Origin of the sequence: Methylobacterium oxalidis, assembly GCF_007992195.1 — a bacterium.
GTDB lineage: Bacteria > Pseudomonadota > Alphaproteobacteria > Rhizobiales > Beijerinckiaceae > Methylobacterium > Methylobacterium oxalidis.
The window spans coordinates 1-25,316 of the sequence record NZ_BJZU01000024.1; the positions used below are offsets into that span (position 1 = coordinate 1).

Genomic DNA, 25,316 nt, shown 5'->3' on the forward strand with positions numbered 1-25,316 from the left:
ATGCGGGCGCTGTTCGTCGCCGGGGCAGGGACCGAGATCGGCAAGACCTACGTCACCGCGGCGCTGACCCGGCGCCTGCGGGCGGCGGGCCGCCCGGTCCGGGCTCTGAAGCCCCTGGCGAGCGGGGTCCCGCCCCACGATCATCCCGACTTCGCCGACAGCGATACCGGCAGGCTCCTCGCGGCGCAGGGGCTCGCCGTCACAGACGGGGCCGTCGCCGCCTGCTCGCCCTGGCGCTTCGAGGCCCCGCTCGCGCCCGACCTCGCCGCCGCGCGCGAGGGCCGCAGCCTCGCCATGGCCGACCTCGTGGCGTGGTGCGAGGCGCGCATCGCCTCGGCCGAGCCGGGAACGCACGTCCTGATCGAGGGCGTGGGCGGCCTGATGAGCCCGATCACCGCGGGCGAGACCGGCCTCGACTGGGTCAAGGCCCTGCACCTGCCCGTCCTCCTCGTCTCCGGCAGCTATCTCGGCGCGATCAGCCACGCCCTCACCGCGGTGGAGACCCTGCGCGCCCACGCCTGTCCCCTCCTCGCCGTCGCGGTGAGCGAGAGCGCGGGGGCGCCGGTGCCACCCGAGACCGTCGCGGAGGCGATCGGCCGGCGCGCGGGGGCACCGGTCTTCTGCCTGCACCGCGGCGCGGACTGCCCGGAGGCGCTCGCGGCTCTCGCCTTCCCGGCGGAGCCGCCGCGCTCTCCCGACACGAGCGCGTGAGCGCCGCACCGCCGACCGTCTCCGCCCTGGACGCGGCCAATCCTCCGTCTACCTTCGCGAAGTACGGCCAAGCCCGCTCCGGCTCGGCCCGACGGCGGAGTGACGACCGTGAGCCAAGCCGCGGACCGCGAGGCCCGATCCCGCCACGGGGCTGACGGGCGGGGCGGCACCCGCCCCGCGCTCCTGCTGGGGGCGCTCGGCGTCGTCTACGGCGACATCGGCACGAGCCCGCTCTACGCCTTCAAGGAGGCGGTGCGGGCGGCGAGCCACGGCACCGGCACCGCGGAGCCGGCGGCCGTGATCGGCGCGGTCTCGCTGATCCTGTGGGCGCTGATCCTGATCGTCTCGATGAAGTACGCGGTGCTGATCCTGCGGGCCGACAACCGCGGCGAGGGCGGCATCGTGGCGATGCTGGCGCTGCTCGGCGCCCGCCACGCCAGGCCCGGAACCTGGCAGGCGCTCCTCCTCGTCGTCGGCCTCGTCGGCGCGGCGCTTCTCTACGGCGACGGGGCCATCACGCCGGCGATCTCGGTGCTCTCGGCGGTGGAGGGCCTCAAGGTCGACGCGCCGGCCCTCGACCGGTTCGTGGTCCCGATCACCCTGGCGATCCTGATCGGGGTGTTCCTCGTCCAGAGCAAGGGCGTCGCCTTCATCGGGCGCATCTTCGGGCCCGTGATGCTGGCCTGGTTCGCGGTGCTGGCGCTCCTCGGCATCGGCGGCATCCTGCACCAGCCGGAGATCCTGCGGGCCCTGAACCCGTTCGAAGCCCTCGACTTCCTGACCCATGCGGGCTGGCGGGTCAGCTTCGCGATGCTCGGCGCGGCCTTCCTGGCGGTCACGGGCGGCGAGGCGATGTACGCCGATCTCGGCCATTTCGGCGCCCGCGCCATCCGGCAAGCCTGGTTCGCCCTCGTCCTGCCGGCGCTCGTGATCAACTATTTCGGCCAGGGCGCCGTGCTGCTCGCCGAGCCCGGCGCGATCGAGAACCCCTTCTACGCGCTCGCCCCCGACTGGGCGCACTTCCCCCTGGTCGGCCTCGCGACCCTCGCCACCGTGATCGCCTCCCAGGCCATCATCTCGGGGGTGTTCTCGCTGACCCAGCAGGCGATCCAGCTCGGCTTCCTGCCGACCATGCGCATCGTCCAGACCGCCTCGGACGAGCGCGGCCAGATCTACGTGCCGGCGGTGAACGCGCTCCTCGCCGTGGCGACGCTGACCGCCGTCGTCGTGTTCGGCTCCTCCGACGCTCTGGCCGGGGCCTACGGCATCGCGGTCTCGCTCCTGATGGCGATCACGACGCTGCTCGCCGCCCTGATCGCCCTGAAATGGGGCTACAACCCCGTGGCGGTCGCGGCCGTCAACGGCTTCTTCCTCGTCATCGACCTCGTCTTCCTCGGCGCCAACAGCGTGAAGCTGTTCGAGGGCGGCTGGTTTCCGCTCGTGCTCGCCGGCCTCGTCGCCCTAATGATGCTGACGTGGCGGAAGGGCACGGCGATCATCGAGGAGACGCGCGCCTCCCTGCGCATGCCGGAGGCGGAGTTCCTGGAGCGGCTGCGGCGGGACCCGCCCGTGCGGCTCCCCTGCGCGGCGGCCTACCTGTCCTCGGCGACGCACGGGATCCCGCTGCCCCTGTCGCGCTTCCTGGAGCGCAGCCACGCGCTGGCCGAGCGACTCCTCATCATCACGGCGCTCTACGAGGAGACGCCGACCGTGCCCGAGGACCGGCGGGCCGAGGTCTCGCAGATCGCGCCCGACTTCTACCGGATCATCCTGCGCTACGGCTTCATGCAGGACGCCTCGATCCCCGAGGGCCTCGCCTGCGCGGTCGGGCACGGCCTGCTGCCGCCGGAATTCCTCGACGACGTCACGGTCTTCATCGGCCACGAGACCGTGATCCCGAAGAACGACCGGCGCGGCATGTCGCCCTGGCGCGAGAAGCTGTTCGCCTTCATGCAGCGCAACGGCGAGCGCACGGGAGCCTATTTCTGCGTGCCGACCCGGCAGGTGATCGAGGTGGGCACCGAGATCGAGATCTGATCAGGCGGCCCGCCGGGCGGCCGAGACCTCGACCCGGTTCCGGCCGTTGCGCTTGGCGCGGTAGAGGGCGGCGTCGGCCTCCCGCAGGAGGGTGTCGAGATCCTGCCCGAAGGCCCGGCTTCCGGCCGCGCCGATGCTCACGCTGACCGACAGCTCCGGCAGATCCGGCACGGCGAGGCGGGCCACCGCGGCACGGATCAGGGCGGCATAGCGCAGAGCCACCTCGACGTCGCGGTCGGGCAGCACGCAGGCGAACTCCTCGCCACCCATCCGGCCGAACAAGGCATCCGGCGGCAGGAGGGCCCGAACGACGCAGCAGAAGCCCACCAGCACCCCGTCGCCGATCATGTGGCCGTGGGCGTCGTTGATGCTCTTGAAATGGTCGAGGTCGAACAGCAGCAGGGTCACCGGCCGCTCCGGCTCGGCGAGCAGAGCCTGCGCCGCCGAGACGAGGGCGCGGCGGCTCGCGACGCCGGTCAGGGGGTCGGTGTCGGCGGCGAGGCGCTGCACCCGCTCGATCCGCTCCTTGGTGAGCGCCATGAAGGTGAAGGCGATCGCCACCGTGAACAGCATGCCGGCGAAGCACAGGATCGCGAGCCACGCGGACTGCATCAGGTTCTGGTTCGTCGGCAGCGGCGTCAGCAGCGCCAGGGGGATGCGCACGACGTAGACGAGCCCGTAGGCCCCGAGCAGGATCGTAGCGGGATAGCGCGAGACCAGAGGCTCGCCCCGCCCGCGCCAGATCTCGTAGGCGCCCGCGAAGCAGAAGGCGCCGGCGATGGCCGAGGCGAGGATCACCCGCGCGGCGAGCGAGGCGTAGAACTCGGGTACGAGGCAGAGGACGCCCCAGAGCGCGCCGCCCGATAGGGCGAGGCCGAGGCGCAAGGGGCGCCCCTCGAAGGCGCGCACGCCGCTCCAGATCAGCCCGTAGGCCCCGATCATCAGCGTGTTGGCGAGCCCCACCGACACCGCGTCGGGGATTGTACCGCGCAGGGAGAGCAGGCCGGAGGCCACGGCGCCGGTGATGTGGGCGATGCCCCAGATGGCGAGCGAGCGGGCCTTCCGGTCCTGCCCCCACGACAGCAGGAACAGGGTTCCGACCATGAACGTGACGATCACCGTCACGAGCAGCAGGGTCGGGGTGTCGAGGCGCATCGATCCGTTCCGGTGCCGGCCCGGCTCGCCCGGGCAACGCTGCCGGTCGATTCGTTAGACGGCCCATGCTGGCGGATCCGTGAAGGCGAAACCGCGAATGCAATCTATTCGGCGTTGCGTGCGCTCTCAACACTCGCGGAGCGCGAGCGGCCGGGTTCCGGGTCTCCGGCGCACGATGATGCGCGACATGTGACCCGGCTGCATCGTGATCTGAATGCGAAATTCAGGATTCGGGGGCAGCCGGGCGTCGGGCCGAGGGCGCCGGCGCGAGCGGGGTGATGCGCAGGGTGGTGATGCGGTTCTTGGCCTTGCGCAGCACCTGGAACCGGAAGCCGTGGAAGTTGAAGGCGGTGCCCTGGTCGGGGATCGCCCGGGCCTCGTGGATGACGAGGCCGGCGATGGTCGTCGCCTCGTCGTCGGGTAGGTTCCAGTCCATCGCCCGGTTGAGGTCGCGGATCGGGACCGAGCCGTCCGCGTTGACCGAGCCGTCGCCCTGCGGGCGCACGCCGGAGACCGTGACGTCGTGCTCGTCGGCGATGTCGCCGACGATCTCCTCCAGGATGTCCTCCAGGGTCACGAGGCCCATCACCTCGCCGTACTCGTCGACGACGAGGGCGAAGTGGGTCTTCTTGGTGAGGAAGGCCTTGAGCTGGTCGCGCAGGGAGGTCGTGCCGGGCACGAACCACGTCTCCAGGGCCAGCGCCTCGACCTTGAGGCCCGCGGCGTCGCCGCCCGCCGCGTCGAGGGCGCGCAGCAGGTCCTTGGCGTGGAGGACGCCGACGATGTTTTCCGGGCTGCCCCGCCAGAGCGGCATCCGCGTGTAGGGCGAGGACAGGACCTCGCGCACGATCTCCTCGGAGGGTTGGTCCGCGTTGATGATGCGCATCTTGGTGCGGTGGACCATCACCTCCGAGACCGTGAGGTCGGAGAGGTCGAGCAGGCCCCCCAGCATGTCGCGCTCGGCCTTGGCGACGCCGCCCTCCCGGTGCAGCAGGGCCACCTGGCCGCGGATCTCCTCGGTGGCCGAGAGGATCGACTGGTGCTCGCCGATGGTGACGCCGAAGGGGCGCAGCATCAGCCGCACGAGGTTCTCGATGGCGACGGCGAGAGGCCCCAGCAGCGCCACCGTGAAGGCGACGGGGCGCGCCATCAGGAGGGCCGCCCGGTCCGGCTTCGAGATGGCCAGCGTCTTCGGCAGCACCTCCGCGAACACGATGACCAGTACCGACATGCCCGCGGTGGCGTAGAGCACGCCGCTCTTGCCGAAGAGCGCGGTGAGCACGCTCGTGGTGAAGGCCGAGGCGCCGATCGCCACGATGTTGTAGCCGATCAGCATGGAGCCGATGAAGCGCTCCCGGATCGCCAGGATCCGGTTGACGATGGCGGCGCGGGGGTCCCCCGACGTCTCGAGCGACAGCATCCGCGCCCGCGAGGCCGCGGTGAAGGCGGTCTCGGCGCCCGCGAAGAAGGCCGAGAGCAGGAGCGAGATCGCCACGATGCTCGCGGCGAGCCAGAGGTCGGTGTGGGTTTCCATCGGCCGGTGTCGTCCTTGCGGGAAGCCGGATTATCACGGCGGCCCGGCGTCCGCAGTCGGCCATGCGGGCTCGTGAGCCGACCGTTGCTGCTCCGCATTAACTGGTCCTTGTCGGTGCGCGGGCTATCCCCGGGGTGTTGTCCCTGGAGTGCGCCCCGTGCGGCCTGCCGTGCATCCCGAGATCCGGGCTTCCGCTCAGCTTTGGCATGGAATCGCCGCGGTCGCGGTCGTGACGGGCCTCGCCTTGGCCTGGGCGGGCCTGCGCGTCGATTGGGGCAGCGTGCCGGGGCCGCTGCTCGCGGTGGTCGCCTGCGCCCTGGGATCCGCCTACTACGGCACGCTGCGGATGGACGAGCGCGCCTCCGTCCTGCTCGGCTCGGCCGCCCAGCTCGTCGCCTTCACGGCCCTTGCCGGGCCGCTCTCCTACGCCGTCGCCCGGGCCGGGGGCCCGCTCTGGGACGGAACGCTGCACGCCTGGGACAGGGCGATCGGCCTCGATTGGCGCGCCTACCTCGCCTTCGTGAACGACCGGCCCCGGCTGGGCCTGATCCTGAGCCTAGCCTACCAGAGCATCATGCCGCAGATCGCCGTGATCCTCTTGGTGCTCGCGCTCTCGGGACGGCTCCGGGCCTGCCGGGACTTCGTCCTCGCGACGATGCTGGCGGCGCTCGGGGCCGTCGTTATCTCCGGGCTGATGCCGGCGATGGCGATGTTCGTGCACCTCGACATCAACCGGCTCCAGGATTTCCCGCACCTCGACCCGGCGGCGGCCTTCGTCCACGTCGCGGATCTCAACGGGCTTCGGGACGGCTCCTTCCGGACGGTGTCCCTGAACCACCTGGAGGGCATCATCACCTTCCCGAGCTTCCATGCGGCGCTGGCCGCGATCTTCGCGCACGCGTTCTGGCAGCATCGCTGGACCCGCTGGCCGGGCCTCGCCCTCAATCTGGCGATGATCGCGGCCACGCCGATCGACGGCGGCCACTACTTCGTGGACGTTCTCGCGGGTCTCGGTCTGGCCGCTCTGGCGATAAGGCTCGCCCGCGGCTTCAACCTGCGGGCCCTCGGCCGCTCCGCGCCCGCCGTGCAGGCGGCAGCCGCCCTCAGGCTGCCAGTTCCTCGCTGAGGAAGGCCCGGACCTCCGCCCGGTCGATCCCCGGCGCGATGAAGCTCTTCCCGATGCCGCGGGCGAGGATGAAGGTCAGCGCCCCGTCGCGCACCTTCTTGTCCTGCCCCATGGCCTCGAGGATCGCCTCGGCGCCGCCGCAGCCGCCCGGCACCTGCTGCAGGCGGGTCGGCAGCCCGACCATCGCGAGGTGGTTGGCGACACGCCCCGCCTCCTGGCCGGCGCAGAGGCCGAGCCGGGCGGAGAAGCGGAAGGCCAGCGCGAGGCCGATCGCGACGCCCTCGCCGTGGACGAGGCGCTCGGATTCGTAGCCTGTCAGCCGCTCCAGCGCGTGGCCGAAGGTGTGGCCGAGGTTCAGGAGTGCCCGCTCCCCGTCCTCGCGCTCGTCCCGGACCACGACGCCGGCCTTGGCCCGGCAGCAGATCGCCACCGCCTCGTCGCGTGCCGGCCCGCCCGAGAAGATGCCGGCCCAGTGCGCCTCGCACCACGCGAAGAAGTCCGCGTCGCCGATGAGACCGTACTTCGCCACCTCGGCGTAGCCCGCCCGCATCTCCCGCTCGCTCAGCGTGTCGAGCGCCCCGGTGTCGGCGAGCACGAGGCGGGGCTGGTGGAAGGCGCCGATCAGGTTCTTGCCGTGGGGCGAGTTGATGCCGGTCTTGCCGCCGACCGAGGAATCGACCTGCGCGAGCAGCGTGGTCGGGGCCTGCACGAAGCGCACCCCGCGCCGGAGCGTGGCCGCGGCGAAGCCCGCGAGGTCGCCCACGACGCCGCCGCCGAGCGCCACGACGAGGTCGTTGCGCTCCACCTTGTGCGCGAGGAGGCCGTCCGAGACGGCGGCGTAGGTGGCGTAGGATTTGGAAGCCTCGCCCGGCGCCACCGCGATCAGCCCGGAGCGCAGGCCCGCCGCCTCGAGGCTCGCCCGCACCCGCTCGCCGTAGAGGCCGGCCACGGTCTCGTCGGTGACGATGACGGCGGCCCGCGCGCCGAGCGCCGCCACCCCGGCGCCCGCCCGGTCGAGGAGGCCGCGCCCGATCCGGATGTCGTAGGCGCGCCCCCCGTCGAGGGGGACGTGCACGGTGAGGGCCTCGCCGTCTGTCTCGGTCACTGCGGTCACCGCCTGGGTCACTGTCTCGGTCGATGTCTCGGTCACTGGGCGGCGACGCCCTGATTGGTCGGCCCGTTGAGATGGGCGTCGAGGGCTTCGAGCACGTCCTGCACCACCCGGTCGTGGGAGACGTCGCGGGAGAGCACCATCACGTCGGCGCCGCCGTAAACCGGGTGGCGCGCCTCCATGAGCCGGCGCATCGTCTCCTCCGGATCCTCCGTCTGGAGGAGCGGCCGGTTGCCGCGCTTGCGCACGCGCCGCATCAGCACGTCGAGATCGGCCTTGAGCCAGACCGAGATGCCGCCCTCGGCGATCCGGGCCCGGGTCGAGTCCCGCATGAAGGCGCCGCCGCCCGTGGCCAACACCATCGGCCCCTCGCGGATCAGCCGGGAGATCACCCGCTCCTCGCCCTCGCGGAAGCTCGGCTCCCCGTAGATCGCGAAGATGTCGGGGATCGAGAGGCCGGCCGCCGCCTCGATCTCGTTGTCGGCGTCCTTGAAGATCATGCCGAGCCGTCCGGCCAGCCGCCGCCCGACCGTGCTCTTGCCCGCGCCCATCAGCCCGACGAGCACGATCGACCGCGGCCCGAGGGCCCGGCGCAAGCGCAACTCGATAGGTTCGCCTGCTGGTTCAGGCTCTGTCATGGCTCGGATCTACGCATGGACCAGTCTGTACGGAGACCTGGGGTCTTACCGCGTTTTGCCTCTTGCGCGAAACACCGGACATGGGCTCCCCGCGCGCTCTCCGGTGCCCTGGGGTGCATCGTGGGCGCGCAGGCCGGCGGGCTCCCGCGAGACGATCGCTGTGGCTTCGCGGACCTTGCCATCGCGCGGCTCGCGTGATGGAACCCCCTGACGCCGCAGCGCAACACCGACCCGCGTGCGCCCGATCGAGGTTCGCCCGACGTGCCGACCCTGTTCCGTTTCATCGCCACGCTCGCCATCCTCGCCGGCCTCGTCTTCGCCGGCATGTTCGCGCTGGCGACCTTCGTGGAGCCGACCCCGCGGGAGATGAGCGTGACGATCCCCGCCGCGAAGCTCCAGCCGGGCAACCGGTGACGCGCGGCCCCGCGACGCGGGCCGGACAGGCCCTGGGAGAGGCGAGCCCGGCGCCCGAGATCGCGGCCTATCTCGACATGCTGGCGGCCGAGCGGGGGGCGGCGCGCAACACCCTCGACGCCTATCGGCGCGACCTCGACGACTACCTCGATTACCTGTCCGAAGAGGGGATCGACCCCGCCGAGGTCGAGGCCGGGACGCTGCGCGCCTACATGGCGGGCTTGGAGACGCGGGGCCTCAAGAGCTCGTCGGCCGCGCGCCGCCTCTCCTGCATCCGCGGCTTCCACAAGTTCCTCTACGCCGAGGGCATGGCCGAGACCGACCCGAGCGCGCCTGTCGCGGGCCCGCGCCGCGGGCGCGCTTTGCCGAAGGTCCTTTCGGTGGCCGAGGTCGATCGGTTGCTGGCGGCCGCCCGCGCGCGGGTGACGGCGGCCGGTCCGCCGGGCGAGATCGCCCGAGCCCGCCGGATGCTGTGCCTGATCGAGCTTCTCTACGCCACGGGACTGCGCGTCTCGGAGCTGATCGCGCTGCCGCGCACGGCCGCCTCGACGCGCGAGCGCTTCCTCGTGGTGAAGGGCAAGGGCGGGCGCGAGCGCCTCGTGCCGCTCACCGAGATGGCGCGGGCCGCCATGCGCGAGCACCTCGGCGCGGAGCCCCAGGCTGGCCCGGAGAGCGCCTGGCTGTTCCCCTCCGACAGCGAGAGCGGCCATCTCACGCGCCAGGCCTTCGCCCGCGACCTGAAGGCGGCGGCCGGCGCGGCGGGCCTGCGCGCCGACCGGGTCAGCCCCCACGTCCTGCGCCATGCCTTCGCGAGCCATCTGCTCCAGAACGGCGCGGATCTGCGCATCGTGCAGGAGCTGCTCGGCCACGCCGACATCTCGACCACGCAGATCTACACCCACGTCCTCGACGAGCGCCTGAAGGGCATGGTCCGCGACCTGCACCCGCTGATGGACGAGGCGGAGGAGGGGGCGGGCGCCGCTCCGGGTTGAGCCCCGGCCCGCCGCGCGCTAAGCGATCCGGCTTCCGCGCTCGAACTTTTCTGAATCCCGCCGATGTCGTCATGGAAGCAGGCCGTCGCGCGCGCCTTCGACGGCGCCGAGGGCTACGACCGGGCGGCCGGCATCCAGGGCCGGGTCGCCGCGCGGCTCGCGGAGCGGATCGCGGCGCTGCCCCTCGCGCCGGCTCCCCGCGTGCTGGAGATCGGCTGCGGCACGGGCTTCCTGACGGCCGCCCTGCGCGAGCGGCTCGCGCCCCGCAGCCTCCTCGCCACGGACATCGCCCCCGGCATGATCGACCGGGCCCGCGCGCGGGCGCCGGAGGGCGGGGGGCTGCGCTACCTCGTGATGGACGGGGAGCGGCCGTGCCTCGCCCCCGTCCCTCGCTTCGACCTGATCGCCTCGAGCCTCGCCGTGCAATGGTTCGAGGATTTGCCCGGCTCCGTCGAGACGCTGAGCCGGCTCCTCGCGCCAGGGGGCTGGCTCGCGCTGGCGACGCTTGCCGACGGCACCTTCGCCGAGTGGCGGCGGGCCCATCTCGCGCAGGGCTGCGCCCCCGCCACGCCCGCCTACCCGACGCCCGCGTCCCTGCGCGCCATCGCGGCACCCGGCTGCACCCTGAGCGTCGAGACGGAGCCGCTGGTGGAGGCGCACCCGGACGGGCGCGCCTTCCTGTCGGCGCTGCGCGCGATCGGGGCCGGCACGCCGCGCGGTGGCCGGCCGTTGCCCGCCGGCGCGCTGCGCCGGGTTCTGCGCGACTTCGACGCGGCCGGGGCCCGGGTCACCTACCGGGTGGCCACCTGCCTCGTCCGGCGCGAGCCCGGTCAGGCCGCCGAGATGTCGACGCGGATGCTGCCGCGGGTGGCGTGCGAGTAGGGGCAGACCACGTCGGCCCGCTTCACGAGATCCTGCGCCGTGGCCGGGTCGATGCCCGGCAGCGTCGCCCGCAGCGTCACGGTCAGGCCGAAACCCGCGCCGTCCTCCCGCTTGCCGATGCCGACGCTCGACTCGACCTTGGCGTCGTCCGGAATCCGCACCTTGTCCTGCGCGGCGACGAACTTGATCGCGCCGAGGAAGCAGGCGGCGTAGCCCGCGGCGAAGAGCTGCTCCGGGTTGGTGCCGGCGCCGCCCCCGCCGCCGAGCTGTTTCGGCGTCGAGAGCCGGAGGTCGAGCGTGCCGTCGTCCGTCGCGGCTGATCCTTCGCGGCCGCCGGTGGCGTGCGCATGAGCGGTATACAGTGCTTGCATGATGCTCTCCTGGGGCCGCGCGCGCCGTCGAAAAAGCGGCGCGGAGGTTGATCTTTGATATGGCGGATCGTTGGTACGAACCGGATTTTGCATCGCGATCCGGGACGAATCCGTAAATCGATTGCGCGCAATGTTGTTCCGTGTCTCGCACGATTTTCTATTGCGCGCAACCGAATTGGGGGGCGCGTCTCGATTGTGTGCACACGGTGATTTGACTAGGATGTTGGCGTCGTGAGTATTTTCTGCGTCGCCGCGCGGAGGAGGGAGTAACGCGTATGCCGGGCCGCCAAGACCCGCGCGGGGGGGAGCCGAGAAACGCACCGCGGGACGCTTCACCCGCCGCCGTGCCGAACGAGTCCCAGCGCCTGAGCAACCAGCTCTGCTTCGCCGTCTACGCTGCGGCGCACGCGTTCGGCCGCGCCTACCGCGCTCTCCTCAGCGAGCACGATCTCACCTACCCGCAATACCTCGTCCTGCTCGTCCTCTGGGAAGAGGAAGGGCTGACGGTGAAGGAGATCGGCACCCGGCTGTTCCTCGATTCCGGCACCCTGACGCCGCTGCTCAAGCGGCTGGAGGCGTCGGGCCACGTCCGCCGCGCGCGCGATCGGGCCGACGAGCGGCAGGTCAGCATCTTCCTCACGCCGAAGGGGCGCGGCCTCCAGGAGCGCCTCGCCTGCATCCCCGACCAGGCCGGCGGCATGACCGGGCTCGACCTCGAGGCGCGGCACGCGCTCCTCGACCATCTGGTCACCCTGCGCACGGGCCTGCACGAGGAGACCGGCGCCGAGAAGCAGGCCGCTCAGAGCGCCGACGCCGCCTGAAGCGGAGCCGCCCGGCGAAGGTCCCGGGTCGCGGCGATCGCGCCCACGAAAAAAGGCCGCCCTCGCGCAGCGAAGGCGGCCGGTCCGTCCGGATGTCGCGGTCTTACGACTGCGTCTTGAGGTAGGCGATCAGGTCGCTGAGCTTCTTGTCGTCCTTCAGGCCCGGGTAGACCATCTTGTTGCCCGGCACCTTGGCCTTCGGGTCCTTCAGCCACTCCTTGAGGTTCGCCTCGTCCCAGGTGAGACCCGAGTTCTTCAGGGCGGCGGAGTAGTTGTAGCCCTCGTGCACGCCCGCCTTGCGGCCGACGACGCCCTTCAGGTCGGGGCCGACGCCGTTCTTGCCGAAGGCATGGCAGGCCTTGCAGGGTGCGAAGGCCTTCTCGCCGGCCGCCGCGTCGCCGGCGTCCTGCGCCTGGGCTGAGAGGGGCAGCATCAGCGCGAGGGCGGCGCCGAGGATGAGGTGACGCATTGTTTTCCTCCGTGGTGACGGTCGTTCGCGACCGCCGGGCTTATAGCCGAGCTTGACGTTTAGAACAGATCGAGACTGTGAACGCTAGGCCGGCATCTAGGGCATCTGCGACGAAAGGAAGCCCTCAGGCCGCAGATCGGTTCCGGATGCGCAGCGCCCCGCGTTCGGCTAGAACGGTACGGAGACCCGGAGCGGGCCTCGCGCACGACCTTGGGCGTTCGAACCTGAGCGGGCGCTGAAGCCGGGCGCCCCGGCCGCAGTTTCAGGGAGAACGCCATGTCGATCGCCTTCCCCGCCCCCGATCCGGAAATCGTCGCGCGCCGCGAGGCGATCATCGAGGGCCTGCGGCCGCTGGTCGCCGCCGAGGCGCTGATCACCAGCGAGGACGAGCGGCGCGCCTTCGAGACGGACGGGCTCACCGCCTACCGCCAGATGCCGCTGGCCGTGATCCTGCCCTCGACCACCGAGGAGGTCTCGGCCGTGATGGCCTACTGCCACCGCAACGGCGTGCGGGTGGTGCCCCGCGGCGCCGGCACCTCGCTCGCCGGCGGCGCCATCGCGCAGGCGGACGCGGTGATCCTCGGCGTCGGCAAGATGACCCGCGTCCTCGACCTCGACTTCGCCAACCGCACCGCTCGGGTGCAGTCGGGCATCACCAACCTCGCGATCTCGGGCGCGGTCGCCCACGAAGGCTTCTTCTACGCCCCCGACCCGTCGAGCCAGCTTGCCTGCACCATCGCCGGCAACATCGCCATGAACTCGGGCGGCGCGCACTGCCTGAAATACGGGGTGACCACCAACAACCTGCTCGGCGTCACCCTGGTGATGAACGACGGCACGGTGGTGGAGATCGGCGGCCAGCACCTCGACAGCGGCGGCTACGACCTTCTCGGCCTGATCTGCGGCTCGGAGGGGCAGCTCGGCATCGTCACGGAGGCGACGGTGCGCATCCTGCGCGCGGCCGAAGGGGCGCGGCCGGCGCTGGTCGGGTTCGCCTCGGTGGAGGATGCGGGCGACTGTGTCGCGGCGATCATCGGGGCCGGCATCATCCCGGTCGCCATCGAGTACATGGACCGCGAGGCGATCCAGATCACCGAGGATTTCGCGCAGGCAGGCTACCCGCGCGACGCCGAGGCGATGCTGATCATCGAGGTCGAGGGCTCGGACGCCGAGATCGACGACATGCTCGGCCGGATCGAGACCATCGCGCGGGGCTTCCGGCCGACGAGCCTCAAGGTGTCCCGCTCGGAGGCCGAGAGCGCCGCCATCTGGAAGGGGCGCAAGTCCGCCTTCGGCGCGACCGGCCGCATCTCGGACTACGTGTGCATGGACGGCACCATCCCGACGGGCCGGCTCGGCCACGTGCTGGAGCGCATCGGCGCGATCTGCGCCGGCCACGGCCTGCGAGTCGCCAACGTGTTCCACGCGGGCGACGGCAACCTGCACCCGCTGATCCTGTTCGACATCAACAAGCCCGGCGAGCTGCAGAAGGCGGAGGCCGCGGGCGACGAGATCCTGAAGCTCTGCGTCGAGGTCGGCGGCTGCCTCACCGGCGAGCACGGGGTCGGCATCGAGAAGCGCGAGCTGATGCGCTTCCAGTACAATCAGGCCGACCTGGAGCAGCAGATGCGGGTCAAGAACGTGTTCGACCCGGCCTGGCTGATGAACCCCGCCAAGGTGTTTCCCCTGGAGGGCCGCATCGCGGCCTGACGGCCGCGGTTCGGGACGCCTACTTGATCTGCACGCTGTCGACGATCGCGCGGAACTTCGCGAGCGTGCCTTCGCGCTGGTCCTCGCGCACCACGCCGACCGCCCGCAGGTAGCCGTCCGGCGCGAAGCGGATCGTCTGCGAGACGACGACCGGCACGTTCGTGGGCAGGTCGGTGGCCCGGGCCACGATCTCGTGCCAGTCGACCCCGTTCTGCCGGTAGCTCTGCGAGCGCTCGATCACGAAGTCCTTCATGGTCTGGTTGGCGTAGAGCGCGGCGCGGGCGAAGCCGTCGCGCTGCTCGGCCGCGGGCGGGGGCTGAACGGCCTGGGCAAGCACGAGGATCGGCTGCTCCAGGTTGATCATCTGGTCCTTCGGCCCCTGCGTCAGCAGCACCGAGTTGCCGGCCAGCACCCGCACCGGGCGGAAGCCGCCCGCGTCGTTGATGCGGAAGGGCAGGGCGTCCACCTGCTGCTCGAGGCTCAGTGCGGGCCGGATCGTCACCCCGGTCACCATGCCGCGCATGGTCTCCTCGGTCTCGGCGCCGGGCAGCGCCTGGGCGATGATGATGCCCGTCACGCTCGGGTCTCCGACGAGGAGAAGCCACTTCTGGACCGCGGGGCCGCCGTTGCCCTCCGGCGGCTGCTCGCCGGTGTAGAGGACGGCGTCGGCCCCGCCCGCCACCTTCAGCGATTCGCGCTTCTGCACCACGAAGCCCTGGCTCTTCAGGTTCTCGTCTGTGAAGTTCTTCTCGAGATCCGCGTAGGCCGCCGGCGGCAGCTCCACCACCGAGACCGTGGCGCCCCCCTCCTTCCGCTCGAAGCCCGAGAAGCGGCGCGAGGGCGCCATGTCGGAGGGCGGCTCGAAGCCGAAGCGGGAGCCCGAGGGGAAGACCGGCTCGGCCAGCGCCGGCCCGGCCAGGAGCGCGGCGAGGCCGAGGGCAACCAGCGGACCCGCGATAGGGCGTGCGGGAGAACGGGTGGCGTGACGCAGCCGCATCGGACAGGGTACTCCGCTTCTCACCCCGGTTCGGCCGGGGATCCAGGGACGGCCGCGGGCAGCGGGCCCGGGCGACGTCTCCTCCGGATGCGATGCGTCGACGCCCCCGGGGCCGGTGTCAAGCGCCGTCAGGCGCGTCGGAGCGAACCCGGCCGCGTCACGCGGCGCAGCGTCAGGTTGCAACGATGGCCGGGAGGCAGGAAGCCCGGCCGCACCTCCGCCGCGCCGGCCAGGAGGTGGGGCGCCTCGGGCAGCAGGCGATCGATGCCATGGAAGACGAGGCGCGAGGGGCCGCCCATCACCAGGGCGTCGCCGGGCATGAGCCGGACCGAGCGCGTCGGATCGCCCCGCCGGAGGCCGCCGTAGCGGAACAGCGCCGGCGCCCCGAGGGAGAGGGACAGGACGGGCGCGTCGAGATCCTCCTCGTCCCGATCCTGGTGGAGGCCCATGCGGGCACCCGGCCCGTAGAGGTTGACGAGGCAGGCCTCGGGCGGCGGGGCATCGGCGGCGAGCCTCGCCCAGGCGGCCCGGGCGGTCTCCGGCATCCCGGGCCAGGGCTCGCCCGTCTCCGGATGCGTCGCCTGGTAGCGGTAGCCCTGCTCGTCCGAGACCCAGCCGAGGGGCCCGCGATTGGTCATCCGCACCGAGAAGGGCCGGCCCGTGCGGGGCATGCGCGGCGTGTAGAAGGGCGCCCGCGCCAGACCCGCCTCGATCTCGCGCCCGAGCGCGGCCTGCGCCGCCGCGTCGAGATGGCCGGGATGATGGATCAGCCCGGGCGCGAGCGCGACCCCTCCTGCCATCCCCGCCCTCAACCCTCGCAATAGGCCATGATGCTCCGCACCGGGTTCAGGGAGTGCACCTTCACCCCGGCCTGATTGAGGAGGAGCGCCATCTTCATCGGCCGGATGTGGGGATCGCGCTCCATCGCCTTCCGCACGAACTCGGCGTGAGGCAGGAGCGAGAGCTGCCGCCCGCGCCGCCGGGCGGGACGCCGGGCCGTGGGCGCGCCCGGACGGGCCTCGGCCGTGCGGGACCAGGACCCAGCCGACGCCTCCGGAAGCGCGAGCCGCGGTGCCGCATCCGCGGGCCGACCGTCGCGGACATCGACGGTCCCGCCGGTCGACTCCAAGTAGAACGCGACCATGTCGTCGTACGTCAGGCCGGAAATCACCTCTTCGTTACCGACATAGAGGCTATAGGAGCCGTTATCATTCTCGCGGACACGCGAAGGTTCCGACAAAATCTGTCGCATGTCTTCCTCCCGCATGTAGAGGGCGGCAAGCTGCAGAAAGCGCGGCTATATGTCAAGTACGACGCAGTACATTGGAAGAGAATGCATTCCTGTTTTGGCTCGATGCCGTGGAAAATTTTGCAATAGAGGAAGGTTGCATGTCCATTAGCCGGGAACTATTTATCGCTACCTTGAAAGATTCTGAACTGCAGCTTCTCACAGGTTAAGGGCCGTCTCGGGAAGGCCTGCCGAGGCCGGGAGCGGCGATCATGCGCCCGGAGCTCGGTCCGCCACATCGCGTCGCCCCTTCGGCCCGCGACGGGACGGCGCGCCCGAACGGTTTGGGCCTCCCGCGCGTTGTAGCGCCCTCGACGCGGTTTGGCAGGAGCGCGCGATGAACAGCTGGCGGCCGATGGACAGGGCGCCTCACGACGGGCGGTGGATCATCGCCATCGATCGACACGACCCCGATCGGCGGGCGGTGATCCGCTGGGATCCCCGCCGCTGCGGCGACGCCCGGCCCTGGCACGTCGCCTCCTGCGAGCACAGCTACCCGCAGGACGCCTTCACCGACTGGCAGCCCTTCCCCGATTGTCCCGCCTGCGGGGAGAAGGCGCGCGCGGAGCCGGCCTGAGCCCGTCCCCGTCCGGCGGGAGAGCCCTCAGGCCGGCACGTGCCCGACCGGAGCGGCGCTCTCCGCGAGCGCGCCCGAGAGCGCCGCCCGGGCGCGGCTGACGCGGCTCTTCACGGTTCCGACCTGACAGCCGAGGCGCTCGGCCGCCTCCTCGTAGGTGCAGCCTTCGGCGCCCACGAGGATCAGGGCCTGGCGCTGCGTCAGCGGCAGGGCGGAGATCCTGTCCCACACCGCCCGGAGCGTGCAGGCATCCTCCTGGTCGGCGAGCGCCGTCAGCCGCCCGGCATGGGCGCCGTCCGCGTCCTCGACCTCGCGCTTGGCCCGGCGCAGCTCGGTGTAGAACTGGTTGCGCAGGATCGTGAACACCCAGGCCGTGAAGTTGGTCCCCGGGCGGAAGCGCTCCTGGTTCGCCCAGGCCTTGATCATCGTCTCCTGGACGAGATCGTCGACGCGGCTGACGTTCCCGCAGAGGGAGAGAGCGAAGGTGCGCAGGGCCGGCAGCGCCCGGATCAGATCCTCGCGGAAGGCGGTCTCGATCGCCCCGCCGCGGGCGGCCAGCGCCGCCTCGATCCGCGCCACGAGATCCGCGAGCCGCGCCGTCAGCGGCTCCTGCTCGGCGAGGCGGAAATACTCCTGCAACGGCTCCGACAGGTAGTCGTGGATCGCCGTCGGCAGGTCATCGCGGCCTAGACCCGAGGTTTCGTCCGAGCGTGCCTGCCTGCTGGCCGTTCCCGTCCCTCGCAAGCTGCTTGTCATACGCGACGAAAACCCTCGTGAGGCGCCGGCTCGACCGTGGACGGCCGAGCTGTTTAAAGCGATTCCAATTTCCTTAGCAACGGAAACATGAACGCGCGCTCAACGAGAAGCTGCGTCTTCGGCGTTATCGTGCATGCGACGGTGATCGCGTGCGCCGGCGCCGCCGCGATCGGGCTCAGTCCTGATCGATGTCGCGCTCCAGCACGGTCTTCATCAGGACCGTCGTGTCGGCCTTGAGGCGGTAGACCAGCGGGATGCCCGTGGCGATCTCGAGGCCCGCGATGGTCGCGGGCGTCATCCGGTCGAGGACCATCACGAGGGCGCGCAGCGAGTTGCCGTGCGCGGCCACCAGCACCCGGTCGCCCGCCATCACCCGGGGCAGGATGGTCTCGATGTAGTAGGGCAGCACCCGCGCCGCCGTGTCCTTGAGGCTCTCGCCGCCCGGGGGCGACACGTCGTAGGAGCGGCGCCACTGGTGGACCTGCTCGTCGCCCCAGCGGTCGCGGGCGTCGTCCTTGTTGAGGCCCGAGAGGTCGCCGTAGTCGCGCTCGTTCAGCGCCTGCGAGCGGATCACCTCGATGTCGGAGAGGTCCATCTCGCCGAGGATGAGCGAGCAGGTGCGCTGGGCCCGCTTCAGGTTCGAGGTGAAGGCGACGTCGAAGCCGTAGCCCTGGTCCCGCAGCCAGCGCCCCGCCCGGCGGGCCTCCTCGACGCCGAGCTCGGTCAGGTCCGGGTCGCGCCAGCCCGTGAACAGCTTCTTCAGGTTCCACTCGCTCTGGCCGTGGCGAGCGAGGACGAGCAGGCGGTCCATCGGGACGGTTCCTTGTGCGGGTTCGGGCGGGCCTTGAAGGCGCTCTACCAGAGGGGGCGGGGGCGCTGAAGCTTGGGCGCGGTTACAGGCCGAGCACGTCTGTCATGCCGTAGAGGCCGGGGCGCTTCGGGAAGGCCCAGAGGGCGGCCCGTACGGCGCCACGGGCGAAGATGGCCCGGTCCTCGGCGTGGTGGCTCAGCGTGATGCGCTCGCCGGGCCCGGCGAAGGTGACGCTGTGGTCGCCGACCACGGTGCCGCCGCGCAGGGTCGCGAAGCCGATGTCGCCGGGGCGCCGCGCGCCGGTGTGCCCGTCGCGGGTGGAGACCCGGACGTCCGGCAGGCTGACGCCGCGCCCCTCGGCGGCCGCCTCGCCGAGGAGGAGGGCGGTGCCCGAGGGCGCGTCGACCTTCATGCGGTGGTGCATCTCCACGATCTCGATGTCGAACTCCGTGCCGAGCGCCGCCGCGACCTTCCGCACGAGACCGGCCACGAGGTTGACGCCGAGCGACATGTTGCCGGAGCGCACGATGCGGGCGTGGTGGGCGGCGGCCTCGAGCCGGGCGAGGTCGGCCTCCGACAGGCCGGTCGTGCCGACCACGTGCACGATGCGCGCCTGTGCGGCGAGCTCGGCGAAATGCGTTGTGGCGGCGGGCGTGGTGAAGTCGAGCACGCCCTCGGCGGCGGCGAAGACGGGCAGGGGGTCGTCGGTCACGTTCACGCCGAGGGGCGGCAGGCCGGCGAGCGTGCCGGCATCCTGCCCGAGCGCGGCCGAACCCTCGCGCTCGATCGCGCCGGCCAGCGTGCAGCCCTCGGCCTCCGCCACCGCGCGGATCAGCATCCGTCCCATGCGCCCGTCGGCGCCGACCACGACGAGCCGCATCGACCTCATCCTGCCGAAGAATGTCCTTCCGCGGGGCCTACAGGCTCAGCCCGCGGCTGCCAATGGTGCGGCGGACATTCGAGGCCGCCATCCGCGCGGCGCCGCTCGCCTCCGGTGACGGCCGAGGCGCGGGCTTGGTCCGGACGATCTCCCGCGCGGGCCCTCACCGCACCCCGACGTTCCGCACCGACCAGGTCGCCCAGTAGACCGGGCGGCCGTAGACGCTCGACGCGTCGCTCCCGTCCTCGCGCGGGGCGAAGCGATCGAGCCAAGTGAGGAAGCCGGCCTTCCCGGAAAAGCTCGTCGGCACGTCGAGGTTGCCGTAGCGGTCGGTCATCCAGAAATGCTGGGCGCGACCGTAGCGGCCGCTGCCGTCGCCGCCCGAGCGCAGGCCCAGATAGGCGGCCGAGCGCATCGCCGCCACGGGCTCGGCGTACCAGGTGAGGCCGGCCAGCGACCCGATCGAGAGGTCGGGCGTGTACTGCACGCAGAGATCGGCCACCGGCCCGCCCTGGGCATTGGCCGGCCGGTTGCAGGCGTAGGCCACGACCCAGCGATCCATGCCCTTGGCCTTGGCCACCCGGACGAGGCTCGCCGCCGGCAGGGGTTCGGCCACAGTGCGGGGCGCCGACCAGACCCGGTCGGCGGTGAGGTCGCGGCTGGTGCGCAGGTAGAGGGCGGTGCGCCGCTTCAGCACGGGCTCGTTGCAGTCGGAGGGCAGCACGTCCGTGTAGAACCAGTGGTAGACCTGATCGACCACGCTGATCGAGCCGGCGAGCCCCTGCGTGTCGAAGCCCCGGCCCGGGCAGTTGCCGAAGATCGGCTTGCCCGCCTCGTCGAGCACCGCCGCGGGGCTCGGATTGTCCGCGTCCGATCCCCCTTCGCGTCCACGCCCGCGGCGGCCCCGCCGGCCCGGCCCCTCCTCGGGTTGGAAGGGAACCCAGGCGGGATTGCCGTCCTCGCCCCGGCCGCGGACGTCGAACCGCTCGAAATCGTAGGTGCGGGCCTGGATCTGGACGCGCCGAGCGCCGCCCTCCGTCATCGCGGTGGCGAGGAGGAACACGTAGTAGTACTCGTCGCCCGCCCAGTTGCGGCCCGTCACGACCACGGGGTCGCGGGCGCCGATCCCCTCCGCCGCGGCCTCGGCCGGCGCCTCCGCCCGCTCGCGCTCGCGGGACCGCCCTCGGCGCTTGCGCCGCTCGGGGCGGGCGACCTCGCGGGCCATCTCCCAGAGCCGGTAGCCCGTGGGCGGCATGGTGGTGGCGAGCTGCTCGGGGCTGCGGCCGGAGCGGACGGAGCCGCCATCGAGGGGGTTGGTGGACCGGCGCGGCTCGCAGGTCTCCGCCCCCGCACGGCGCCCGCGGCCCCGCTCCAGCGGCGTCTCGCCCTGGTAGACGGCCTGCAGCGGGCCGGGCGCACCCTTGACGCCGGTGAGCCGCAGGATCTGCACGTTGGCCGCGAACTCGCAGGGGCGCGGGGTGAAGAACACGCCCTCCGCCTCGCCGCCGCTGCGGCAGATCTCCAGGGTGCCGCCGCCGGTGAGGAAGCAGGCCGGCGCCGCGCCCTCGCCCTGTGCGCGCGCCTCCGCCGCGGCCAGGGCGAGGACGGCCAGGGACGTCACGGAGATGGCCGCGCGGCGCGGTCGGGCGGGGGCGGAGGATGAGGGCGGCATGGTCGACACGCCAGCCGAGTTAGCGCGGCCGTGGCGGGTGGGAAGGACCGCGCCTGCGCAGGCATGGGGGCGCCGGCCGGACAGCCCGCGCGGCTGCCCGGCCGAACCGCGCGCCCGCTCGGGTGTTGTCGGTGCGCCGGGGCCGTCACGCCCCTCAGTTCCTCAGGAGTCACCCATGGACATCGCCGTCGATAAGGTCACCGAGATCATCCTGCGTCTGCGGGCGATCGACGTGAAGGAAGGGGCGACCGATCCGGATTCCGGCTCGAACCCGATCGACGACGGCTCGACGGACGTTCTCGTCTCGGGCACGGACGATTCCACCGAGGGCGAGGTCCGCAGCATGATCTCGGGCCTCAACGTCGACGAGCGCGCCAACCTGCTGGCGCTCCTCTACGTCGGCCGCGGCGACTACGAGCCCGAGGAATGGGCCGACGCGGTGCGCTTCGCCCGGGAGCGCGAGGGTGTCGGCGAGGGCGCGACCCACGAGCTCCTCGGCACGCCGGATGCGGGCGACCTCCTCGACGAGGGCCTCGACGCGCTGGGCATCGTGCCGGACCTGCCGCAGGCGTGAGGGCGCATCACGCGTCGGGCGGCTCGACCAGCATCGCCCCCGCGTTCATCACGTCCTCCGGGTCGAAGGCGCGCTTGACCGCCGCGATCAGGCCGAGCCGGGTCGGGTCGCCGTAGCGGGCGAGCAGGTCGCGCTTGAAGCGGCCGATGCCGTACTCCGCGCTGAAGCTGCCGCCGAGGTCGATCGCGATCGCGTAGAGGTCGTGGGCGATGCCCGCCTCGATCTCGCGGGTGAAGGCGAGGCGGTCCCGGCCCTGCGGCACCACGAGGTTGTAGTGGATGTTGCCGTCGCCGACATGGCCGTAGAAGGAGAGCCGCACCTCCGGCATCCGCTCGGAGAGCAGCGCCCCGCCCCGGTCGAGGAAGGCGGTGAGCTGGGAGACCGGCACGGCGATGTCGTGCTTCACCGAGCCGCCCGCGTGCTTCTCGCCCTCGGGGATCGTCTCGCGGATCGCCCACATCGCTCGCCGCTGCGTCTCGGACTGGGCCAGCACCGCGTCCTCCACGAAGCCCTGCTCCATCAGGTGCTCGAGCGTGCCCATCAGGACGTCGTCGAGGGGGATGCGCGCGGAGGAGGCCTGCAACTCGAGGAGAACGGCCCCGCCGGGGCCGGCCCTCAGCCCGGGATCGGCCCCGCGCATCTCGGCGACGAGGCCGAGGGACGAGGCCGAGATCAGCTCGAAGGTGGTGGCGAGGTCGGAGGTCTCGCGCCGCACCAGGGCCGCGATCTCGGGCACCGGCGCGCCCGCGCTCAGCTGCAGCCACGCGGTCGCCCGGAAGGCTTGCGCCGGCCACAGCTTCAGGACCACGCCGGTGACGATTCCGAGGGTGCCCTCGGCGCCGATGAAGGCCTGCTTGAGGTCGTACCCGATGTTGTTCTTGCGCAGGGTGCGCATGTCCGAGAAGAGCGCGCCGTCCGGCAGAACGGCCTCGATGCCGAGAACGAGGTCGCGGGTCATGCCGTAGCGCAGCACCTGCAAGCCGCCCGCGTTGGTGCCGAGATTGCCGCCGAGGCGGCAGCTCCCCTCCGAGCCGAGGCTCAGGGGCAGCAGCAGGTCGTGCTCGGACGCCGCGCGCTGCGCCTCGGCGAGGATCACGCCCGCGTCGCAGGCCAGCGTGAAGTTGAGCGGGTCGACGCCGCGGATCCGCGTCATCCGCTCCAGGCTGACCACGAGCTGGCGCCGGCCGGGCTCTGGGGTCGCGCCGCCCACATAGCCGGTGTTGCCGCCCTGGGGCACGAGCCCGTAGCCCTGCGCGCGGGCGAGGCGCACGAGCCCCTGCACCTCCGCCACGCTGCGCGGGCGCAGCACCGCCTCCGTCTGCCCCCGCATCAGCTCGCGGTGGTCGAGGGTGTAGGCGGCGGTGCGGTCGGGCTCCGACAGCACGCCGCCCTCCCCGAGGAGATCGCGGAACGGTGCGAGGGCGTCGGGCATGGCGGGTCTCCGGCTCTGGGTCGGTCCCCTCCTAGCAGAACGGACGCCGGGCCGGGACGTCCCCGGGCCGGCCGGCGCCGCGGTCGATGCGCGGCCCCGGTGCGCGGGCTACTGCCCGGGCTTAGGCGCCTCGGCCGGCGGCGCGGCCGGCTTGTCGGCCGGGCCCCCGGATTCGGCGGGCGCCACTGCCGCGGCCGGCAGGAGCACGTTCTGGGCGACGTTGCCCTCCGGTCCGTACTCGCCGGCCACCGCGAGGCAGGCCTTCTCGCGGTTGAGCGCCATCTGGTTCGACATCAGGGCGAACATGGTCTGCACGCGGTTGCCGAAGGGCCCGCGGGGACTGACGTCCTCGGCGCGGGTGTTCTGCTTGGCGAGCAGCGCCTCGAACTGCTCCGTTCCGATGCGGTAGCCGCAGACGTTCGAGGCCGCGAAGATGTAGGCGGCGAATTCGAGCGCGCGCGGGGCGGGCGCGTTGCGGATCTGGGCCTCGGCGGGGGGCGCCGCGGCGAGCCCGGCGGCGAGGCCGAGGCTGAGAAGGGAGAGCGTGCGCATCCTGGACGTTCCTCGGCTGGGCGGCCTCGTTGAGTCAGGGCCGCTTGACGGGAGGCGAGATAGGCCACGCCGCCGCCGGCACCAAGAGCGGGGCGGGCCGGCGAATCGTCCCAGGGCCACAGCGCGCCTCCGGCCGGCGGATGCCCGGCGCGCCACCAGGGATTGTTGCGTCGGGGAGCCGCCACGCAACACTCGGCCCCAGATCCCCGGATCCTGGGACGGCCGACGCAAAACTGCGGACATGCGCAACCCCTAGATGAGGCATCGGGAACGGCCGAGCCAGGTCGGGAGGGTGTCATGTCGATCTTCGTTCATCTCGCCGGCGTCAGCGCAGCCCTCGCGGCGGGTCTCGCCCTCGCGATGCCGGGCGCCGGGGCCACGGCCAGGGCGGCGCAGGACGCGGCCCCGAACGCGGCGCAGGTCGCCGCTCCGGCCGTCACCGCCGGCACGGGCCCGGCTCCCCTCTGCCGCGAGGCGGCCTGGCCCTACGCGGTCGCCGCCTGCTCGGACCGGACGGCCGGCCCGAACGGCCGCAGCGTGCGGGTGATCTCCTTCACGGGCGCCGCGCCGGGGCCCCGCGCCGACCTGCACCGCTGAGCCGGACGGCCGCCTGCGCGGCGAGGGGATCCGCGCAATTCGAGGGATCTCCTGAGTCCGCCGGCAAGGCGAATCCCGCACCATCACCGCCGATCCGCGAAGGATCCGGACAGAAGACCATGTCCCATTTCGAGAAGAGCCTGCTCGACGCCGATCCCGAGGCCGCCGCCCGCCTGGCGGAGATGCTGCACGGGACCGGTGCCTCGGGCGCGTCCCGGCCGGCGCCCCCGAGCCTCGCCGAGCGCTTCGGCGCGCCGACGCCCGCGCCGACGTCTGAGCCCGGCCTCAGGCCGGCGCGCGGCGGAGCGCGCCCGCGTCGGGGCGGCCCGCGCGCCCGCATCGTCAAGGCGCTCGTGACCCCCTGACCACCCACCCCTCAGCCGGTCCGGCCTGTTCCCCGTGAGCCAGGACGGCGCGCCCCGCGCCGCTCCGCCGGGCGCGCTTGCCCGTCCGCGCGAAGGATCTACACTGGCCGCCGTCCATGCGACGGATTTCACGAGCCGAAGCCGGTGTTTGCCGCGCGGCTTGCGTCGCCTGCAAGACCTCCGCCCGCGCGGGCTCTGCCGCCGCGACGCGCCGCGGAGCGGGGGGTGATAGGCGTATCGATGCGGGTCGGGCGGAAGATTCTCCTCGTCGGCGGTGTCCCGATCCTGATCGCCGCCGCGATCGCCGCGGCCGGCTGGCTCCTCCTCGCGCAGGAGGAGCGCGCCCGCGGCGGCGCCGTGCTGGCGGGCCAGGTCGACCGCGTCCTCGCGCTCGCCCGCATGGTGCGCGACGATTATGTCGGCGCCCGCGCCGGCGAGCGCGCCGCCCATGCCGAGCGCTTCCTCGCCCTGACCGCGGAGGCGGGGACCGGCCTCGACGGGCTGAAAGCCTATGTCCGCACCGCCGACCAGACGGCCCGCATCGAGTCCGCACGGGGTGCGCTCGCCCGCTACGTGGCGCGGATGCGGGATTTCATCCGCGTCACACGCGAGAACGACGCCCTCGTCAGCGAGATGGGAGCCCGGGCCGGACGCCTCGTGGAACTCGCCGACCGGGCGCGCCTGCGCCAGCAGGCCTCGAACGCCGACCTCGTGCTTTCCCTCACGGAGAAGGTGCAGCGCCTGAGCGCCACCCGGGAGGTGCTGAGCCAGATCACCGGGGTGCAGGTCGGCGCCGTCGAGACGGGGGGCGCTCAGGCGCCCGGCGCGTCCGCGGCCGAGCTGC

27 protein-coding genes and 1 pseudogene are annotated in these 25,316 nt (G+C 72.4%); 13 read left to right on the plus strand and 15 right to left on the minus strand.

Features of this window, described 5'->3' with window-relative positions:
* A complete protein-coding gene (gene bioD / locus MOX02_RS07435; RefSeq protein ID WP_147025177.1) occupies positions 1-711 on the plus strand; it encodes a dethiobiotin synthase in 711 nt (236 codons plus the stop codon).
* Positions 712-819: 108 nt separating this feature from the next.
* Complete coding sequence (locus tag MOX02_RS07440) at positions 820-2,748, plus strand: potassium transporter Kup (RefSeq protein WP_147025178.1); 1,929 nt, start codon at positions 820-822, stop codon at positions 2,746-2,748.
* Here MOX02_RS07440 and MOX02_RS07445 read toward each other — a convergent pair whose 3' ends face one another.
* Together MOX02_RS07445 and MOX02_RS07450 are read right to left on the minus strand one after the other, a co-directional pair.
* Entirely contained in the window at positions 2,749-3,903 is a 1,155-nt protein-coding gene (locus tag MOX02_RS07445) for a GGDEF domain-containing protein (RefSeq protein ID WP_147025179.1), read from the minus strand. It lies immediately after the preceding gene.
* 223 nt (positions 3,904-4,126) lie between these two features.
* Positions 4,127-5,437: an HlyC/CorC family transporter gene (locus MOX02_RS07450; RefSeq protein ID WP_147025180.1), complete on the minus strand. Its 1,311-nt coding sequence runs from the start codon at positions 5,435-5,437 to the stop codon at positions 4,127-4,129.
* A gap of 157 nt (positions 5,438-5,594) precedes the next feature.
* Here MOX02_RS07450 and MOX02_RS07455 point away from each other — a divergent pair, with 157 nt between their 5' ends.
* Positions 5,595-6,563, plus strand: a complete 969-nt coding sequence (locus MOX02_RS07455; protein WP_238179328.1) for a phosphatase PAP2 family protein — start codon at positions 5,595-5,597, stop codon at positions 6,561-6,563.
* Here the strand turns inward: MOX02_RS07455 and aroB are convergent.
* Both aroB and MOX02_RS07465 read right to left on the minus strand, forming a co-directional pair.
* On the minus strand, positions 6,541-7,668 hold the full coding sequence (gene aroB / locus MOX02_RS07460; RefSeq protein ID WP_147025181.1) for a 3-dehydroquinate synthase: 1,128 nt from the start codon (positions 7,666-7,668) through the stop codon (positions 6,541-6,543). The two genes, MOX02_RS07455 and aroB, sit on opposite strands and share 23 nt — an antisense overlap.
* A gap of 41 nt (positions 7,669-7,709) precedes the next feature.
* Positions 7,710-8,312, minus strand: a complete 603-nt coding sequence (locus MOX02_RS07465) for a shikimate kinase (RefSeq protein ID WP_147025182.1) — start codon at positions 8,310-8,312, stop codon at positions 7,710-7,712.
* Between the two features lie 261 nt (positions 8,313-8,573).
* On the opposite strand from MOX02_RS07465, the gene MOX02_RS31845 reads away from it, so the two are divergent.
* The 3 genes from MOX02_RS31845 (at position 8,574) to MOX02_RS07480 (ending at position 10,600) form a co-directional block, all read left to right on the plus strand.
* Positions 8,574-8,726: a histidine kinase gene (locus MOX02_RS31845; RefSeq protein WP_147025183.1), complete on the plus strand. Its 153-nt coding sequence runs from the start codon at positions 8,574-8,576 to the stop codon at positions 8,724-8,726.
* Positions 8,727-8,758: 32 nt separating this feature from the next.
* Positions 8,759-9,718 carry a site-specific tyrosine recombinase XerD gene (locus MOX02_RS07475; protein ID WP_280525311.1) on the plus strand — a complete coding sequence of 320 codons (960 nt, stop codon included), beginning with the start codon at positions 8,759-8,761 and terminating at the stop codon, positions 9,716-9,718.
* A gap of 63 nt (positions 9,719-9,781) precedes the next feature.
* Positions 9,782-10,600, plus strand: coding sequence for a methyltransferase domain-containing protein (locus MOX02_RS07480; protein ID WP_147025185.1), 819 nt, complete (start codon positions 9,782-9,784; stop codon positions 10,598-10,600).
* Here the strand turns inward: MOX02_RS07480 and MOX02_RS07485 are convergent.
* Positions 10,549-10,971: an organic hydroperoxide resistance protein gene (locus tag MOX02_RS07485; protein WP_147025186.1), complete on the minus strand. Its 423-nt coding sequence runs from the start codon at positions 10,969-10,971 to the stop codon at positions 10,549-10,551. The genes MOX02_RS07480 and MOX02_RS07485 overlap by 52 nt on opposite strands.
* Positions 10,972-11,315: 344 nt before the next feature.
* On the opposite strand from MOX02_RS07485, the gene MOX02_RS07490 reads away from it, so the two are divergent.
* The gene (locus MOX02_RS07490) at positions 11,316-11,792 is read left to right on the plus strand and encodes a MarR family winged helix-turn-helix transcriptional regulator (protein WP_238179326.1); all 477 of its coding nucleotides are present in this window, start codon (positions 11,316-11,318) and stop codon (positions 11,790-11,792) included.
* Positions 11,793-11,895: 103 nt separating this feature from the next.
* Here MOX02_RS07490 and MOX02_RS07495 read toward each other — a convergent pair whose 3' ends face one another.
* On the minus strand, positions 11,896-12,261 hold the full coding sequence (locus tag MOX02_RS07495; RefSeq protein WP_147025188.1) for a c-type cytochrome: 366 nt from the start codon (positions 12,259-12,261) through the stop codon (positions 11,896-11,898).
* Positions 12,262-12,537: 276 nt separating this feature from the next.
* Here MOX02_RS07495 and MOX02_RS07500 point away from each other — a divergent pair, with 276 nt between their 5' ends.
* The gene (locus MOX02_RS07500) at positions 12,538-13,971 is read left to right on the plus strand and encodes an FAD-linked oxidase C-terminal domain-containing protein (RefSeq protein WP_147025189.1); all 1,434 of its coding nucleotides are present in this window, start codon (positions 12,538-12,540) and stop codon (positions 13,969-13,971) included.
* Positions 13,972-13,990: 19 nt separating this feature from the next.
* Here the strand turns inward: MOX02_RS07500 and MOX02_RS07505 are convergent, their stop codons facing one another.
* From MOX02_RS07505 to MOX02_RS07515, 3 genes are all read right to left on the minus strand, one after another.
* Positions 13,991-14,968 (minus strand): hypothetical protein, encoded by a 978-nt coding sequence (locus tag MOX02_RS07505; RefSeq protein ID WP_147025190.1) that lies wholly within the window; start codon positions 14,966-14,968, stop codon positions 13,991-13,993.
* A 128-nt stretch (positions 14,969-15,096) separates the two neighbouring features.
* Positions 15,097-15,768, minus strand: a complete 672-nt coding sequence (locus MOX02_RS07510; RefSeq protein WP_147025191.1) for an alpha-ketoglutarate-dependent dioxygenase AlkB — start codon at positions 15,766-15,768, stop codon at positions 15,097-15,099.
* A gap of 8 nt (positions 15,769-15,776) precedes the next feature.
* Entirely contained in the window at positions 15,777-16,235 is a 459-nt protein-coding gene (locus MOX02_RS07515; RefSeq protein WP_147025192.1) for a hypothetical protein, read from the minus strand.
* Positions 16,236-16,593: 358 nt separating this feature from the next.
* Between MOX02_RS07515 and MOX02_RS07520 the strand changes: the two genes are divergently transcribed.
* Positions 16,594-16,833, plus strand: a complete 240-nt coding sequence (locus tag MOX02_RS07520; RefSeq protein WP_147025193.1) for a hypothetical protein — start codon at positions 16,594-16,596, stop codon at positions 16,831-16,833.
* 27 nt (positions 16,834-16,860) lie between these two features.
* On the opposite strand, the gene MOX02_RS07525 is transcribed toward MOX02_RS07520, so the two are convergent.
* The 4 genes from MOX02_RS07525 to MOX02_RS07540 all read right to left on the minus strand — a co-directional run bounded on the left by MOX02_RS07525 (position 16,861) and on the right by MOX02_RS07540 (position 20,901).
* Positions 16,861-17,508, minus strand: coding sequence for a sigma-70 family RNA polymerase sigma factor (locus tag MOX02_RS07525; RefSeq protein WP_238179330.1), 648 nt, complete (start codon positions 17,506-17,508; stop codon positions 16,861-16,863).
* Between the two features lie 256 nt (positions 17,509-17,764).
* Entirely contained in the window at positions 17,765-18,400 is a 636-nt protein-coding gene (locus tag MOX02_RS07530) for a 2,3-bisphosphoglycerate-dependent phosphoglycerate mutase (RefSeq protein WP_147025195.1), read from the minus strand.
* 82 nt (positions 18,401-18,482) lie between these two features.
* Positions 18,483-19,280, minus strand: coding sequence for a 4-hydroxy-tetrahydrodipicolinate reductase (dapB, locus tag MOX02_RS07535; protein ID WP_147025196.1), 798 nt, complete (start codon positions 19,278-19,280; stop codon positions 18,483-18,485).
* A 163-nt stretch (positions 19,281-19,443) separates the two neighbouring features.
* Complete coding sequence (locus tag MOX02_RS07540) at positions 19,444-20,901, minus strand: hypothetical protein (protein ID WP_244948433.1); 1,458 nt, start codon at positions 20,899-20,901, stop codon at positions 19,444-19,446.
* Positions 20,902-21,127: 226 nt separating this feature from the next.
* On the opposite strand from MOX02_RS07540, the gene MOX02_RS07545 reads away from it, so the two are divergent.
* Positions 21,128-21,526: a DUF3775 domain-containing protein gene (locus MOX02_RS07545; RefSeq protein ID WP_147025197.1), complete on the plus strand. Its 399-nt coding sequence runs from the start codon at positions 21,128-21,130 to the stop codon at positions 21,524-21,526.
* Positions 21,527-21,533: 7 nt separating this feature from the next.
* Here the strand turns inward: MOX02_RS07545 and MOX02_RS07550 are convergent, their stop codons facing one another.
* Together MOX02_RS07550 and MOX02_RS07555 are read right to left on the minus strand one after the other, a co-directional pair.
* A complete protein-coding gene (locus MOX02_RS07550) occupies positions 21,534-22,958 on the minus strand; it encodes an FAD-binding oxidoreductase (RefSeq protein WP_147025198.1) in 1,425 nt (474 codons plus the stop codon).
* A 108-nt stretch (positions 22,959-23,066) separates the two neighbouring features.
* A complete protein-coding gene (locus MOX02_RS07555) occupies positions 23,067-23,510 on the minus strand; it encodes a hypothetical protein (RefSeq protein ID WP_174804890.1) in 444 nt (147 codons plus the stop codon).
* A gap of 297 nt (positions 23,511-23,807) precedes the next feature.
* On the opposite strand from MOX02_RS07555, the gene MOX02_RS07560 reads away from it, so the two are divergent.
* The 3 genes and pseudogenes from MOX02_RS07560 to MOX02_RS07570 all read left to right on the plus strand — a co-directional run.
* Positions 23,808-24,107 (plus strand): hypothetical protein, encoded by a 300-nt coding sequence (locus MOX02_RS07560; protein ID WP_147025199.1) that lies wholly within the window; start codon positions 23,808-23,810, stop codon positions 24,105-24,107.
* Positions 24,108-24,226: 119 nt separating this feature from the next.
* Positions 24,227-24,472 carry a hypothetical protein gene (locus MOX02_RS07565; RefSeq protein ID WP_147025200.1) on the plus strand — a complete coding sequence of 82 codons (246 nt, stop codon included), beginning with the start codon at positions 24,227-24,229 and terminating at the stop codon, positions 24,470-24,472.
* A gap of 240 nt (positions 24,473-24,712) precedes the next feature.
* Positions 24,713-25,316, plus strand: a pseudogene (locus MOX02_RS07570) (HAMP domain-containing histidine kinase); the annotation flags it as partial.